This is a genomic window from Stenotrophomonas sp. STEN020, assembly GCF_056760195.1.
The window spans coordinates 1-14,196 of the sequence record NZ_JBRREI010000011.1; the positions used below are offsets into that span (position 1 = coordinate 1).

At 63.6% G+C, this 14,196-nt stretch carries 13 protein-coding genes; 3 read left to right on the top strand and 10 right to left on the bottom strand.

What is annotated here, in order from left to right; genetic code table 11:
• Positions 1-247 precede the first annotated feature (247 nt).
• Together ACVOLZ_RS06610 and ACVOLZ_RS06615 are read right to left on the bottom strand one after the other, a co-directional pair.
• Positions 248-2,311, bottom strand: a complete 2,064-nt coding sequence (locus tag ACVOLZ_RS06610) for a ParB/RepB/Spo0J family partition protein (protein WP_033474824.1) — start codon at positions 2,309-2,311, stop codon at positions 248-250.
• An 80-nt stretch (positions 2,312-2,391) separates the two neighbouring features.
• The gene (locus tag ACVOLZ_RS06615) at positions 2,392-3,222 is read right to left on the bottom strand and encodes a DUF932 domain-containing protein (protein ID WP_088886605.1); all 831 of its coding nucleotides are present in this window, start codon (positions 3,220-3,222) and stop codon (positions 2,392-2,394) included.
• A gap of 411 nt (positions 3,223-3,633) precedes the next feature.
• Here ACVOLZ_RS06615 and ACVOLZ_RS06620 point away from each other — a divergent pair, with 411 nt between their 5' ends.
• Positions 3,634-4,155 (top strand): hypothetical protein, encoded by a 522-nt coding sequence (locus ACVOLZ_RS06620; protein ID WP_235551469.1) that lies wholly within the window; start codon positions 3,634-3,636, stop codon positions 4,153-4,155.
• Positions 4,156-4,293: 138 nt separating this feature from the next.
• On the opposite strand, the gene ACVOLZ_RS06625 is transcribed toward ACVOLZ_RS06620, so the two are convergent.
• From ACVOLZ_RS06625 to ACVOLZ_RS06635, 3 genes are all read right to left on the bottom strand, one after another.
• Complete coding sequence (locus ACVOLZ_RS06625; protein ID WP_033475440.1) at positions 4,294-4,572, bottom strand: hypothetical protein; 279 nt, start codon at positions 4,570-4,572, stop codon at positions 4,294-4,296.
• A gap of 318 nt (positions 4,573-4,890) precedes the next feature.
• On the bottom strand, positions 4,891-5,277 hold the full coding sequence (locus tag ACVOLZ_RS06630) for a hypothetical protein (protein ID WP_033475439.1): 387 nt from the start codon (positions 5,275-5,277) through the stop codon (positions 4,891-4,893).
• 227 nt (positions 5,278-5,504) lie between these two features.
• Positions 5,505-6,122, bottom strand: a complete 618-nt coding sequence (locus tag ACVOLZ_RS06635; protein WP_033475437.1) for a LysE family translocator — start codon at positions 6,120-6,122, stop codon at positions 5,505-5,507.
• Positions 6,123-6,188: 66 nt separating this feature from the next.
• Between ACVOLZ_RS06635 and ACVOLZ_RS06640 the strand changes: the two genes are divergently transcribed.
• Complete coding sequence (locus ACVOLZ_RS06640) at positions 6,189-7,112, top strand: LysR family transcriptional regulator (RefSeq protein WP_180890450.1); 924 nt, start codon at positions 6,189-6,191, stop codon at positions 7,110-7,112.
• 43 nt (positions 7,113-7,155) lie between these two features.
• Here the strand turns inward: ACVOLZ_RS06640 and radC are convergent, their stop codons facing one another.
• The 5 genes from radC to ACVOLZ_RS06665 form a co-directional block, all read right to left on the bottom strand.
• The gene (gene radC, locus ACVOLZ_RS06645; protein ID WP_033475433.1) at positions 7,156-7,665 is read right to left on the bottom strand and encodes a RadC family protein; all 510 of its coding nucleotides are present in this window, start codon (positions 7,663-7,665) and stop codon (positions 7,156-7,158) included.
• Between the two features lie 563 nt (positions 7,666-8,228).
• The gene (locus ACVOLZ_RS06650) at positions 8,229-11,117 is read right to left on the bottom strand and encodes a TonB-dependent receptor (protein WP_481515489.1); all 2,889 of its coding nucleotides are present in this window, start codon (positions 11,115-11,117) and stop codon (positions 8,229-8,231) included.
• Positions 11,118-11,194: 77 nt separating this feature from the next.
• The gene (locus ACVOLZ_RS06655) at positions 11,195-12,214 is read right to left on the bottom strand and encodes a LacI family DNA-binding transcriptional regulator (RefSeq protein ID WP_481515490.1); all 1,020 of its coding nucleotides are present in this window, start codon (positions 12,212-12,214) and stop codon (positions 11,195-11,197) included.
• Between the two features lie 144 nt (positions 12,215-12,358).
• Positions 12,359-12,637 (bottom strand): BolA family protein, encoded by a 279-nt coding sequence (locus ACVOLZ_RS06660; RefSeq protein WP_481515491.1) that lies wholly within the window; start codon positions 12,635-12,637, stop codon positions 12,359-12,361.
• On the bottom strand, positions 12,634-12,933 hold the full coding sequence (locus ACVOLZ_RS06665; protein ID WP_481515492.1) for a YciI family protein: 300 nt from the start codon (positions 12,931-12,933) through the stop codon (positions 12,634-12,636). The genes ACVOLZ_RS06660 and ACVOLZ_RS06665 overlap by 4 nt, the downstream gene beginning before the upstream one ends.
• A gap of 351 nt (positions 12,934-13,284) precedes the next feature.
• On the opposite strand from ACVOLZ_RS06665, the gene ACVOLZ_RS06670 reads away from it, so the two are divergent.
• Positions 13,285-14,181, top strand: coding sequence for a segregation and condensation protein A (locus tag ACVOLZ_RS06670; RefSeq protein ID WP_481512123.1), 897 nt, complete (start codon positions 13,285-13,287; stop codon positions 14,179-14,181).
• Positions 14,182-14,196 lie beyond the last annotated feature (15 nt).

The window sequence follows — 14,196 nt, forward strand, 5'->3', positions numbered from 1 at the left end:
GCCCCAAGCCCCGACCATTGGGGCGGGGCGCATTCGGAATGTCGTCGGCGTTGTGCGCCGGCGCCAGTTTTGGGTTGGAGGGGTTCCCGCCCCCAAGGGGGCGTGTGCGCCGCCCCCGGGCGGCCGGGCCCGCGGGGGGGGCGGGGGGCGGGCCCGGGGGGGGGGGGGGGGGGGGCGCGGCCCCCGGGGGGACCCCCGCCCCCCCCCCCCCCCGGGGCGGCGCGGGGCCCCTATCTGTGGTGCAAGATCACGCGGCCAGTGCCTCGGCCTGCGGCTGCTCATCCGCCATGGCGGCGACTTCCTCCGGCTGTTCGGCTTCCTCGTCCGTCACCACCTCCTGCGCGTCCTGCTGCGGGGCTTCGGCGCAGAAGATGGCGGGCATCCAGCCGGTGCCATCGGCCAGCCGTTCGGCTTCGCTGGCAATGTCGGCCTTCTTCAACTTCGCCAGCCGGGTGACGTGCGCCGGGGCGTACTGTTCCACGGCTTCCAGAATCGCGGCCTTCGGCACATGCTGGAAGTAACCGTCTGCGGTCGGCTTCCACCATGCCGCCATGTCCAGCCCCACCGCTTGCGCCAGTTCTGCGCCGGGCTGGTGCGGCGTAGCGCGGGGCGTCACCACGTCCACCGTGGACGCCACGCACACGGCCAACAGGCGCACCAGTTCATCCTGCGGCTTCGCCAGCAGCGCGGCGAACAGTTCGGCGCTGTCCTCCGGCAAGGCTTCGCCCGCGACTTCCTGCAAGGTGCGCAGCGCCACGGCGGCAGGCGATTCCGACACGTCCGGGGCAAGGCTTTCGAGCCGGTCTTGCTGTTTCAGGCTCACACCCAGCGGCAGATCGTGGCCGTAGTAGCTTTCCTGCAAGACGGTCTGCACCATGCCATGTACCACGGCGGCCAGCGCGGCTTGCGGATGCCGGGCGACTTCGATTTGCAGCGCGGCGGTACGGTGGGCACTCAACCGCTGCGCCAGTCGGTCGGACATGGCGGCGGTCTTGGGGGCGTTGTCCGCTTCCTCTCCTTCGTCGTCGTTGTCGGCTTCGCCTTCGCTGCCGAACCCGTGGCGCAGCCGTTCCAGCGTGCGCAGCGCCTTGGCCTCGGCTTCGCGCAGCAGCCCGCGATGAATCACGGCCTGCCCGTCGCGGTCGATGCTGACGATGGCACCGGCTGCGGCCTTCACGTTGGCCGCATAGTCCAGCAAGCCATCTTCCAGCGCCTGCAACTGCTCGCCCAGGCGCTCGCCTTCCTCCTGCAAGGCATCGGCCTTTTCCTCGTCCTCGTCGTCCAGCGCGGCATCCACGGCTTCGGCCACTTCCTGCATCTTGGCTTGCAGCTTCTCGATACGCTGCGCGTCGCGCTTGTTCGGGCTGCGGCGTTCCCTCGGCGCACTCTGGAAGGCTTGCAGGTCGGCATGGGTCATGCTCGGCGTGGCATCCACCCAAGCCCAACCCTCGGCCTGCACCTCGGCGGCGATGCCTGCCAGCTTGTCTTGCGCCAGCCGTTCCAGCAGCGCGGCATCGGTCAGATACACGCCCTTGTCGCCTTCCGCGAACAGGTCGCGGCGGATGCCGCCGCCTGCCTGCTGGTAGCCGTCCAGCCCGACGAAACGCACCAGCGGATGCCGGTAGGCGTCGATTTCCCGTTCGGTCAGGCGGTCGCGCAGGTTGTGCGGGCTGCGCTGCCATGTCGGCGCATCGTAGAACGCGGCCTCCTGCGCGGCGTGATCGTCGGTGATGGCAAGGGCCATCAACTGATCGAGCGTCACGGCTTCGGCGCGGTAGTCGGCCAGCAGCCGGGGCGAGACGTTCGCCAGCTTCAAGCGGCGCTGCACCACCAGCGGGGACACGCTGAAATCTGCCGCTATGTCCTCGATGGGTCGGCCTTCGGCCACCAGCGCGGCGAATGCCTCGAACTGGTCGGCGGGGTGCATGGCTTCGCGCTGCACGTTCTCGGTCAGGCTGGCCGTGCGGGCGGTGCCATCGGCCACCAGCAGGCAAGGCACGTCCCATTCCTTGCTGATGCGGTGCTTCTTCGCCAGCAGCTTCAACGCGGCGAGGCGTCGGCCACCGGCGACCACTTCGTAATGCTCGCCATCGGCGGCGGCGATCACGATCAGGTTTTGCAGCAGGCCCACACGCTGGATGGATGCGGCCAGTTCGGGAATGGACATGCGCGGGGTCTTGCGCACGTTGCGCCCGGTCGCGCGCGACACCAGCCGCGACAGCGGAACCAGAATCAGATTCTTGGTCGGGTCGGCTGCTTCCAGCGCAGGGGCTTGGATGGCGCGGGCTTCGGTTTGGGTAATGGCGTTCATGGTGATAACTCCTATCGGTTCAGGGATGCAGCAGCGAAGAAAGCGGCTAGGGCTGCTGCCTGCCCCTGCCGCGTGGGGAATCAGGCTTTCAACTGGCGCAGGCCATCGGCCAGCATCCAGAGGGCGCGATTGAGGCGCACATCGGAATCAATGCCCTGCACCGGGCGGGTTTGCTGGCGGCGACCGTTGGCGCTGCGCCCATGCAATCCACCTTTGGTCAGGTTTTCTTGGGTGCGGTTGAACACGCTCCACAAGTCCGGGCGGCGGTCGTCGAACCGGCGCGGCATCAGGATTTGTGATTCGGTGATGGGCGCGGGCTTGTTGTCGGTAGGGTCGTACTTGAGAGCCAGCGCGGAACGGGCGAACACTTCGGCTTCGCCTTCATCCAAGGTGATCGCGCGCATGGCATCGCGGGAATCCTTCACCCGGTCGAAACCGCGCAAGACTTCGTAAGCGCCTTCGATGACATGCCCGGAAACGTCGCCTTTGTGGGGCACGCGCACATCGGCCACGGTGTCGCCGCACACAAGGCTATTGCTGCACACGAACCGGAACATGCCGGCCAGCATCTGATAGCTGCTGGTGCCATCGTGCGAGTTCAACAACACGATTTCATTGGCTTCCGCTCCGTTGATCTGGCTCGCGTGCCGCAGGCGCAGCATGTGTTTGGTGTGCTCGCGCTTGCCTTCGTCGCGCACGCGGGTTTGCGTCACCATGAAGGGCTGGAATCCTTCTTTGCGAAGCTCGGCCAGCACGGCGGCGGTGGGGATATAGGCGTACCGCTGCGAGCGGCTTTCGTGCGGGGCATCCGCGAAGATGGACGGGGCCACGCGGTGAATCTGGTCATCGGACAGCGGGTAGTCGCTGCGCAGCGAAGGGGAGCGGGAAGCGAAACGGGATGCGAGTTGCATGGTCTTTCTCCTGACGAAAAGGGTTTGCTGTTCACACCGCACACCGGATTCCTAGATTCGGAGCCCAGCCTTTCGGCTGTTCGGTGCGGTTGGCACGAGGAACCCGGTTGGCCCTGTTGCCACCGTCTTTCCTGAGTTCATCGCCCGCGGCCAAAGGAGCGCGCGGACGGGGGCCGTCAAGGAAACAAGCGCAGGGTTGGTGCGGCCCGCAGGCGCAGCCGAGGACACGGCCCTGCGCGCCTTGACGGCACACGGGAGCGGGCTACGGTCGCGAACAAGGTGATGGAGTCAGGAGAGATGGCTGGACAAGGCAACGGCCGCCCTGGTGTGCTGAACCGCACGCAAGCGAAGCGCGCAGGCCCGAAGCTGGAAGCCGGGCCGTAGGCGTCAGCCGAGCGGAGCGAGGGAACGATGGAAGCCCGTCAGGGGCGAGACTCGCGTAGCGAGGCTCGATGCGCAGCACGACAGCGCGACCGGCCATGTTTCCTGGCCGGGGACGCCCATTCCGCCTTTGCGTTGTTGTCGGAGCTGATGTCGAAATCGGGGCGTTTTTGGGCGAATTTCGACTGGAGTAAAGACAAGCTGCTGCCTATCGTGGGGGCTTCATCACTTCCTGGGCTTCCCATGACAACACCACCCTCTGCCGATGCTTCAACGCCCGGCACGCCACCCCAAGGCATCTTTCTGCCCTCGATGGTCTGGACGACCGACCGCGCGACAGTCGCAGCGGAGAAGAAACGCCTCCTTGCCCTGCATCAGCAGCTCAATGCCGTGGTGAACAACGCGCACCATGCCGACGAATGCGCCACCTGGCACATGATGGCCGAGGCATCGCTGTTCCAGTTGGATCACGACATTGACGCGCTATTCGACTGGCTGGAAGCCAACGAACGCGGAGTACGGCGAGAGCGCCCGGACAGGATGTACGACTGACGCCGTACAGTGCCGATCCGGCGCGAGCCGGTTCGGCTGCATTGAGGGGCGCCAAGCGCAGCGCGGCGGGGATGGCCGCATGGCCTTCCCCTGGAGTGCAAGCGAAGCGCGCAGCGCCCCGGCAGGGGCGCGAAGGCATCAACCCGCGTCGTCAGGGCGCAGGCTGGATTCCGCGACCGGCATCCAGGGCGAGGTCGAATTGATGAAGTAGCGCCGGCCGAGCGCGTACAGCCCGCAAGGCCCGGCAGGCCGATAGAACCCGGTGACGCGGCGATGGAACTGCACGCCGAAGTCATTGGTGTAGATCACCGCATCGCCGACCTTGAAGCGCAGCGGTTGACCGTTCTCCGGCGCGAACGGCTTGCGCGCGTCGTGCTGCGCCGAGACTTCGATGACCCAATCGTGATGGCTGCTCATGGCATGAACTCCTGAAAGATTACCGGGCGGAATTGCCCGACCCTTCCGGGGCACGGCGCAGCGCAAGCAGTCAGGGGGCGCAGACGGCCGCCAGGACGCAAGCGCCATCGGCGCGCAGCCCTTGACGGCGCGAACGCTGTGGCACGATGAAGGGAACAGCAAGACCGCCTCTCCGTCCATGCACATCGGCATGGCAGATTCGCCAGACACCATCTGGCTTTTTCGAGGCAGCGTTGCATGAAGGTGCAAAGGACGCGGACGCAGCAAAAAAATAGCGCGTCATCCCGAAGGACAACGCGCCGGATCAATGCCGCGCGATCAGTGCGCGGTCATCGCCTGCAACTGCTCGATCACGCCGGGTTCAACGAACACGCATGGCTGCTTGTCCTCGATCGGCACATTGAACACATCGGCGAACACCTCGCGTTTCAGGTGCGCCAGGCGACCAGTCCGATGCGCCTGATCGGGCTTCATGCGAGCGGCGCCCGCCGCAGCGCGGCTGCGCTGCGGATCGCATTCGACCAGCGCGACAAAGCCATCGTCGGACAGCTTCTGATGTTCAGGGCACAAGCCCCAGCCTGTCGCCGTGTGGCGCTCCATGCTCGCGCGCAGGCGCTTGTCCAGCAGGATGGCGCCGGTGTCGAAGCGAGCGCCGCAGACCAGGCAAACGTGTTGTTCGAGGAAAACGTGCGATTTGTCGTTCATGACGGTCTCCGGTTGCACGGGCGGAATTGCCCGGAACCGTCGCCAGCACGACGCAGCGCAGCCGTCAGGGGTCAAGGACGGCCACGGGCCGCAAGCGTGCTCGCACGCGCAGCCCTTGACGGCGAGAACGACGTGATACGGTGAAGGGGACAGCAAGACCGCCCCACGTCATGCACAAACCTTGGCATGCTGAATTTCCGAAACACTGTCTCGGAAATCCCAGACGATCAGCGCGATCCGCGCGCTACCGCCAACAGGACACCGAAACCGACCAGCAGCCCACCGAAGGCGCGGTCGATCCAGTGGCGCACGGCCAGCAGCCGATCGCGCACGGCGCCGGCGGAGAAGCACAAGGCCACCAGGCTGAACCAGGCCATGTGCGCCACCGAGATGAACGCGCCGTAGCCGATCTGCACCGCCAGCGGCGTGTCCGGCCGTACCACCTGCATGAACAGGCTAACGATGAACACCGTGGTCTTCGGATTCAGCGCATTGGTCAGGAAGCCGGTGCGCAGCGCCGCCGCATCCGACAGCGACGCCACGGTGCTGTCAGCCAGCGGGCCGGCAGGCTTGGCCCGCAGCATCTTCACGCCGAGATAGATCAGATAGACGGCACCGACCAGCTTGATGGCGTTGAACAGCCACAACGACTGCTGGATCAGCAGGCCCACGCCGACCAGCGTATAGGTGACGTGGACGAGCACGCCCAGGCCGATGCCCAGGGCCGTCAGCACACCGGCGCGGCGCGACAGCATCAGGCTGTTGCGCGTGACCATCGCAAAGTCCGGCCCAGGGCTGATGACGGCCAGCAAGGTGATTGTGATGACAGCTATCAGTTCGGTCATGGCGTATCCTGTCGAAAAGCAACGTATTAAGGCGATGCTATCGACAATAAGGCCCAGTGAATAACGATGATTTCTGACATTAATGGTGAGCCTGATTCACCATCGAACGATGCGCGCCTGCCTTCGCTGCTCGCGCTGCGCTGCTTCGAGGCGGCGGCCCGGCTGGAGAACTTCAGCCACGCGGCCAACGAACTGCACCTGACCCACGGCGCGGTCAGCCGCGCCGTGCGCCTGCTCGAAGACGAGCTGGGCGTGGCCCTGTTCGAGCGGCGCAGCCGGCGCGTGTTCCTGACCGATGCCGGCCGCACCCTGGCGCGGGCCGTGGGCAACGGGCTGGATCTGATGCGCCAGGCCGTCGGCGAGCTGCGCGCCAGCGCCCGCCAGGGGCAGCGCTGGGTGCTGTCGTGCGAGCCAACGCTGCTGATGCGCTGGCTGATCCCGCGCTGGCCAGCCTTCCAGGCCCGGCATCCAGGGATCGACGTGCATCTGGTCGCCGGCGGCGGGCCGTTCTCCTTCGCCAGCGGCATCGACCTGGCCATCCGCCGCGACGACTTCCCCTGGCCCGAGGGCTACCACGCCGAATCTCTGTTCGCGGAAAAGGTCGGCCCGGTCTGCCGACCGGACAAGGTGGCGACCTGGTTCTCCACGAAAAAGGCCAGCGCCGCGCTCAAGACCGGCGCGCCGCGCTTGCATTCGCGCACGCGGCCGGGCGCATGGTCGGAATGGGCGGTAGCCGCAGGCCAGCCCGTACAGGATGCGGCGGGACAAACCTTCGAGCACTTCTATTTCAGCTTGCAGGCGGCCGTGGCCGGCCTGGGCGTGGCAATCGGCCCGTGGCATCTGGTGCGCGACGACCTTGACAGCGGTGTGCTGACTGCGCCGCTGGGCTTTGTCGAGGACGGTTCGCGCTACTGCCTGCTGTCGCCGCAGCCCTTGCAGCCCGACGGCCCGCAGGCCGATTTGCTGGACTGGCTGCGGGCGATGGCATAGCAGGTAGCGGTCGCAGCAAAAAAGGGGGCCGAAGCCCCCTGGATCAGATCAGGCCACGTTCGGCAAATGATGTCGTTTTCGTGCCGCCGACGATGATGTGATCCAGTACGCGCACATCCACCATCGACAACGCCTCCCGAAGCCGCTTCGTCAGCACCCTGTCGGCTGCGCTTGGCTCGGGATTTCCGCTCGGGTGGTTGTGGCTGATGACCAGCGCCGCCGCGTTGAGCCGAAGCGCCTCCTTGACCACTTCACGCGGATGCACTTCGGCCGAGTCGATCGTGCCGTGGAACATCTCCCTGTATTCGATCAGCCGATGCTGCGTGTCCATGAACAGCACCGCGAACACCTCATGCTCGAAGCCGGACAGCTTGGCAAACAGGTACTCCTTGACGGCCGCCGGTGAAGTGAACGAAGTACCACGCTGCATCTTCTGGTCAATGACCAGGCGCGCGGCTTCCAGAATCTGATCCGCAGACGCCAGGGCATAGCGCCCGTGAGAGTCACGCACCAGCAAAGCATCATCGAACGAGGAAAAGGACAGTTGCGACATGATCGTGCTCCGGTTGCTCGGGCGGAATTGCCCGGAACCGTGGTCAGCACGGCGCAGCGCAAGCTGTCAGAAGGTCAAAGACGGCCGCCAGGACGCAAGCGCGCATGGCGCGCGCCGCCTTTGACAGCGAGAACGACGTGATACGGTGAAGGAGACAGCAAGACCGCCTACACTCCGCCCACTGCACAAAGTCGGCTTTTGGGGCAAGCGGAGCGCGCAGGCCCGTGGAGCAAAAGCGTCGGGGAAGATTTCCCAGACACTGTCGGGGAAATTTCCATAGCGGCGGCCGAGGGCCGAAGGCGTCAGGGGGAAAAGCCGGATGGCCGCGATTCGGCACGAAGCGCGGGGCGCAGCCCGCACACCCGACGGCGGCACGCCGGGACGCCCAACATGGGCATCAAAGGAAAAGGGGACTTGGGGAAACTGCTGCGCTGGAACACGCCATGCTTGTCCGGTGGCGTTCTTTCCCTTGGCTCTTATCCGGCTCCTAGACCGGACAGGCAGGGCATCTTGGGCAGCGTGGCACGGGCGCTAAACCCGCATGGGGACTGGCTTTCCGGCGATCAGGCCGCTTGAAAATTCTGTTTGACAAAACTATCGAACAGGTTCAACACATCAAGTCGCACCTTCAAGCCCAGATCCGTGCCGGTGTCCCAGCGCTTCTGCAGGGCCACGTCCAAGGATTTGTAGCCCAGCGTGTTCTTGGGCACTACCTGGTCCTGTTCGTCGCACACGTCCCAACCAGACGAACAATTGGTGCCATACCAAGGCGTCGGAGTGGCCAGAGTGAGCTTGCCGGAAGCGGTGATGCCAAAGCCGACGTCACCTACGCCGGTCAACACCAGGCGATGCTTGGGAACACCGCCCGCGCGGCTCCAGCCGTAACCGGCCAAGCTCGGGTAGTGCAACGCATAGTGCTCGCCCGACTCCCGGTTCTCCTCGGCATCGGTATACGTGTAAGCCAACGTCGCCCCCCATCGCGAGGCGTTGGTATACGGTTTCTCCAAGCTGACCAACAGCGAGTTGGCGCGAGTCTCCAGCCCGTTCATGCCAAGGATCAAGCTGTTGTTGCCCGGCACACCGGCACCCCACGGAATGCTCAAGGTCCCGGGGTTGTGGAAGCTGCCATCAGGATTGCGGTTGCCAAGCATGTAGACGAAACCGTCCTTGCTCACCACCCTGGAAATGGCAACCGACGAATTCCATTCCTGGCCCCACAGCTCGAAAATGTCCCTGATACCGATGCTGAACTGATCCGAGTACGGCGACTTCAGGTCATTACGCAGCATCGTGATTTCGCGACCGGGCGTTGCGCTGGCCAAGGCCGCAAGCGCGCCGGGCTGGAGGTAGGCAGGATCCCAAGCCAGACAGTTGCCGACACCAACCGTACACGGATGCGCTGCCGTATTGAAGTTCAGTTCGTTCTCCGGGAAGGACTGCTTGTTGCGCTCCAGCGACAGCCAGTCAAACAGGTTCCGATCATAGGAACGGCCGGCACCGCCGAACACCACATGGCGCTGGTCACCAGTCAAATCGTAGGAGAATCCGACTCTTGGCTGCCAGGCCCTCTTGAAGTCACTTCGATTGGAGCCCGTGGCAATGTAATCGCCCAGATTGATACCACCCAGCGCCAGCGTCTGCGCATAGGTCTGCACGCCATTGCCACGCGGGTCGACCGCGTTCAACGCTGCCAGCGTCGCTGCCGGTGTCTGGTAATCGGTGTAGGCAGGATTGCGCTCGTAATCCCAGCGCAGGCCAAGGTTGAGCAGCAATCGATCCGTCACCTGCCAATCATCCTGCAGGTAGATACCGAACTGTTTTGCATTGGTCTTCAGGGTGCCGTCGCCAATCCCTGCAAATGCACCGCCAAATGTCACGTGATACGGGATGTTGAGCTCTCCCGCCCTGACGTCATAGTGAAACTGCGGGTTGTAGAAGCTGCGCTCGGTAACACTCAGGTCCACGTCCTTGTACTTGAAGCCCATTTTTACGGTGTGATCTTCCCAACCGCTGAAGGTCAAATCATTCTGCAGGGCCAGGCCTTTCTGCCCCTTGTCCTGGAAGTCACCGCCAGAGCCGGCCTGCAGCACTACATCACGCCAGTTGGAACCATCCACCAGAATGTAGCCCGGCCCAATGCTGCGCGGACGCGGCCCCCAGGAGGTGTCTTCATAGGTGATATGGGCGTCGTTCAACCAGTCGCCGAAGGTAAGCTGGTAGCGCAGGTCGAGCCGATCATCGGTATTTTCCCGATCCGTGCCATGTTCGAAGGAATTGCTGCCGCCAGCGGCGATCTCAGCCACTTCGTCGCGGCGCTTGGCGGTCAGCTCGACCAGATGGTTGTCTCCCGGCTGCCAGCTCAACTTGCCGAAATACAGATCTTCCTTGAACTGCTGGCTGCCTGGCAGCAACAGATCCTGGAATTGTGCAGGAAGGGTTGCGGCGGTGTATCCACGACCAGGCGTCATTGTATACGGACGCATCTGCTCCTTCGATTCATAGGTAACGAAGAAGTGCAGCCTGTCCTTCACGATCGGGCCGCCCCAGGCAGCGCCATAGTGTTCTTCGGAGAAATCAGTCTCCGGGCCACCAGCGCGCTCTGCCAGCGTCTTGCTGCGCCAGTTATTGGTGAAACGATCCCAGAAAAAACTCCCCTTGAATTCGTTGGTGCCGCTTTTGGTCACCGCCACGACCGCTGCACTGCTGATCTGATCGTACTCAGCCTTGTAGTTCGAGGTGATCACCTTGTATTCGCCGATCGCCAGCTGCGGGAACGGGTTACCGGACGACGTGTCCTGACCGCTTACGCCACCTTGCAGGACATAGTTTTTCTGACCAACACCATCAATGAAAACATTGATGTTGTTGGCGCTCTGGGCACCACCACGCAGACTGGTAAAACCACTGTTGTCCTGGGTGAACTGCATGCCGGGAACCGTGTCAGCAAAGGCCAGGAAGTTACGCGTCCCCTGTGGCAAGGCTTCGATCTGCTTGCTGCTGATATAGGTCGCGATCTCCGATGTACGCGTCTCCACCGCCGATTGCGCAGTTACCTGCACCGCATCCAGGGTGGTGGCCGGGCCGCTGGCCGTTTCCGCCACGCCGCCAACCCCCAGGTTGACCGTGGCCGTCTGTCCAACCTGCACGGTGATGTTCTGGGTACTGGTCTTGCCGCCAGCAGTGACGTCCACTTTATAGGTGCCTGGCGGCAGGCCAGCCAGTGAGTAGCCGCCATTGCCATTGCTTTGCACGCTGCGGCTCAGGCCAGTGGCGATGTTGGTAGCAGTCACCTGCGCCTGCGCGGCAGGGCTCGAATCAGCCATCACCTGACCACGAATGGTTGCACTGGTGCTTTGCGCGAACGCGGGTGCAGCACCCAACAGCAGGCAACCTACAAGCGCGCTACTGAGCAGCTTGCGGGTTGGCGTGAATCTCCGGGCATTCTTGTTCATTTTCGTCCTCTCCCAAGGCGGCGGCACCTGGCCGCAAAGAACATGTGTGTGAGTAAGCGTCCCGGTCTTACGCCGGGTCAAAGGAAGTCGCAGGCGGTGGTTGAGTCACGTACCACCAAGGTCGGAACCAGGGTTACAGCAGGCGTTGCCTGCGCCTCACCGCTATCGATCATCTGCACCAATTGCAGCATCGCCCGCTCGCCCAACTCGGCGATGCTCACCTGCATCGTCGTCAAAGCGGGGTGAACAAAGCGCGCCAAAGGAATGTCGTCAAAGCCGGCCAGTGCCACTTGCGCGGGCACTTTCACCTCTGCCTGCGAGAACGCATACAGGCAGCCCAAGGCCATCATGTCGTTGGCGGCGAACACCGCATCGGGCAGCCCGGAACCAGCCAACAACGCCAATCCAGCCTGATGACCGGAGGCTTCATCAAAATTGCCCGGCAGTTCGATGGCTTCGACCTTGCCGTCGAATGTCGCCATCGCCTCACGGAAACCGAGCAGGCGCTGCTGCGCATCGTGGTTGTGTTCCGGTCCGCCGATGAAAGCGATACGGCGATGCCCACCTTCAAGCAGGTGCCGGGTCATGCTCAGAGCACCGGCATGGTCATCGATGCTGAAAACCGGATAGCGCGCCTCGGTCAACGGCGTGTTGATCAACACCGTAGGCAACGCAGGCGGCAGATTGTCGACCAGGAAGTCGGAATCGCCTGCATAAGGCGACAGCACCAACAGACCATCAACACGTCCGCGCATCGCCTGCAACACCGAACCTTGTTGTTGCTGGTCGCCGTGATAACTGGACACCAACAGATGCCGGCGATGAGCGCTGGCCACGCCGTCAATGCCCCGCATCAACTCAGAAAAGAACTCGCCGTACAGGTCGGGAAGCACCACACCGACTGTCTGGGTACTGCGGCTGCTCAGGCTGCGGGCGGCCGCATGCGGTGTGTAACGCAGCCGGCTGGCTACTTCCAACACCAGCTTGCGGACCGGCGCGGCGACGTTGTCATGGCCGTTGAGGGCGCGCGACACGGTTGCCACGGAGACATTCGCCTCGCGGGCAACATCCTTGATCGTTATTGCCGACTTCGCCACTGGCCTACCCACCGCAGTACAGGGTCGGGCGGACTGTAAACGTTTTCAATCGCATTTGTAAACAGTTCGTTAGTTCGATCTGACCCGCCTGGACAACGCCTGTCCCGGCAGCTCCCACAGGAACCTTGCTGTGCCCCACCCTGTTCAGCCAGCCCCGCCCAGTTCCTGCGGCGTCAGCGCCTTGATCGACAGCGCATGGATGTCCGTCTCCATCATCTCGCCGAGCGCGGCATACACCGCACGATGGCGGGCAAGCGGTGCCTTGCCGGCGAAAGCCTCGCTGACCACCATGACCTTGAAATGGCCGCGCCCATCGCTGGCACCGGCATGGCCAGCGTGACGGTGACTGTCATCCTTCACTTCCAACTGCAGGGGCGCAAAAGCGGCCTGCAGGGCGGACTGGATCCGTTCGACCCGGCTCATGGCAGCACCTTGCGGAACGGGCGCACTTCCACGCGTATATAGACGCCTGCAGCCACATACGGATCAGCATCGGCCCAAGCCCTGGCGGCGGCCAGGTCCTCAAAGCTGGCGATCACCACGCTGCCACTGAAACCGGCCGGGCCGGGGTCTTCCGCGTCAATCGCAGGACAGGGACCAGCCAAAAGCAATCGCCCCTGGTCAAGCAATGTCTGCAAGCGCGCCAGGTGCGCTGCCCGCGCCTGCAGCCGCGCCGCCAGTACATCCGCTCCGTCATAGCCTTCAATTACGTACCACACTGGCCTTTCTCCGCTTGTCTGCTGAATGGAAGGATGCCAAGTCTAGCGTCACAAGGCTGGACAGCGCCCTGCCCGGGCGATTACTCTTAAGTCCATTGCACGCAGTCGGCCAGTAGCCGCTCGGTGCGGTGGCAGGCACAGACCTTCCACCCAACCACCGCAGCACATCACTTCCCGGACCGCGTAGACGACCTCCTCGTAATGACGTTCCCGCTGATCCTGCGGCGCGTCTTGTTGTTCATATGTGGAAGCGCGCAGAACAAGCGCGAGTAGCTCGTAATACAGGGTTGGAATCCTCCCGGGCGGGAACCCGGGGCGTGCACAGCTCGCAATACCCCGAATGTCGACCTGATGACTTCCGAACTCGCGCACGACGCGAACCCGCCAGCGCAGCATCCCTTACCTCAGCAGCAGGAAATGCCGCTGGCGATGGTGCATGGCCAGCCGGTACTGCAGATCCCGCAGGATCTGTACATTCCACCGGATGCTCTGGAAGTCATTCTTGACGCCTTCGAGGGCCCGCTGGATCTACTGCTTTACCTGATTCGCCGCCAGAACCTGGACATCCTGGATATCCCGGTCGCCGAGATCACCAAGCAGTACGTGGAATACATCAACGTCATGCAGGAGCTGCGCTTCGAACTGGCGGCCGAATACCTGGTGATGGCGGCGATTCTTGCTGAAGTGAAGTCGCGCATGTTGTTGCCGCGCCCACCCAGCATTGAAGGTGAAGAAGCAGATCCGCGTGCCGAACTGGTACGTCGCCTGCAGGAATACGAACGCTTCAAGCAGGCCGCCGAAGATATCGACGACCTGCCCCGGCAGGACCGCGACACCAGCCTGGCGCACGCCTTCGTGCCGGAGCGGGTACTGGTCAAGGCACCACCGCCGGTGGAACTGAAGGAAATGCTGCTGGCGCTGCACGATGTACTCAAGCGCGCCGAGCTGTTCAGCGGCCACGCGATCAAACGCGAAGCGCTGAGTGTGCGACAACGGATGGGCGATGTACTGAGCCTGCTGGAAGGCGACAAGTTCTACCGTTTTGAAAGTCTGTTCACCGCCGAAGAAGGCAAGCTCGGCGTTCTGGTCACCTTCCTCGCGGTACTGGAGCTGGCCAAGGAGCAACTGCTGGATCTTGTGCAGGAAGCCCCGCTCGCCCCGATTTACGTGAAGTCCCTGGCCACCGGCAATACCAACGCACCGCTGCAGTTTTCCAGCGAGTTCGATGACGCTGACACCACCGCCTGAGCAACCGACCCAACG

What these genes read in the sequence shown, in the direction of transcription:
- ACVOLZ_RS06625 (WP_033475440.1), bottom strand. Translation starts at nt 4,572, where the DNA reads ATGAGCAGCCATCACGATTGGGTCATCGAAGTCTCGGCGCAGCACGAC.
- ACVOLZ_RS06635 (WP_033475437.1), bottom strand. Translation starts at nt 6,122, where the DNA reads ATGACCGAACTGATAGCTGTCATCACAATCACCTTGCTGGCCGTCATC.
- ACVOLZ_RS06640 (WP_180890450.1), top strand. Translation starts at nt 6,189, where the DNA reads ATGATTTCTGACATTAATGGTGAGCCTGATTCACCATCGAACGATGCG.
- ACVOLZ_RS06620 (WP_235551469.1), top strand. Translation starts at nt 3,634, where the DNA reads ATGGAAGCCCGTCAGGGGCGAGACTCGCGTAGCGAGGCTCGATGCGCA.
- ACVOLZ_RS06610 (WP_033474824.1), bottom strand. Translation starts at nt 2,311, where the DNA reads ATGAACGCCATTACCCAAACCGAAGCCCGCGCCATCCAAGCCCCTGCG.
- ACVOLZ_RS06670 (WP_481512123.1), top strand. Translation starts at nt 13,285, where the DNA reads ATGACTTCCGAACTCGCGCACGACGCGAACCCGCCAGCGCAGCATCCC.
- ACVOLZ_RS06650 (WP_481515489.1), bottom strand. Translation starts at nt 11,117, where the DNA reads ATGAACAAGAATGCCCGGAGATTCACGCCAACCCGCAAGCTGCTCAGT.
- ACVOLZ_RS06630 (WP_033475439.1), bottom strand. Translation starts at nt 5,277, where the DNA reads ATGAACGACAAATCGCACGTTTTCCTCGAACAACACGTTTGCCTGGTC.
- ACVOLZ_RS06615 (WP_088886605.1), bottom strand. Translation starts at nt 3,222, where the DNA reads ATGCAACTCGCATCCCGTTTCGCTTCCCGCTCCCCTTCGCTGCGCAGC.
- radC (WP_033475433.1), bottom strand. Translation starts at nt 7,665, where the DNA reads ATGTCGCAACTGTCCTTTTCCTCGTTCGATGATGCTTTGCTGGTGCGT.
- ACVOLZ_RS06660 (WP_481515491.1), bottom strand. Translation starts at nt 12,637, where the DNA reads ATGAGCCGGGTCGAACGGATCCAGTCCGCCCTGCAGGCCGCTTTTGCG.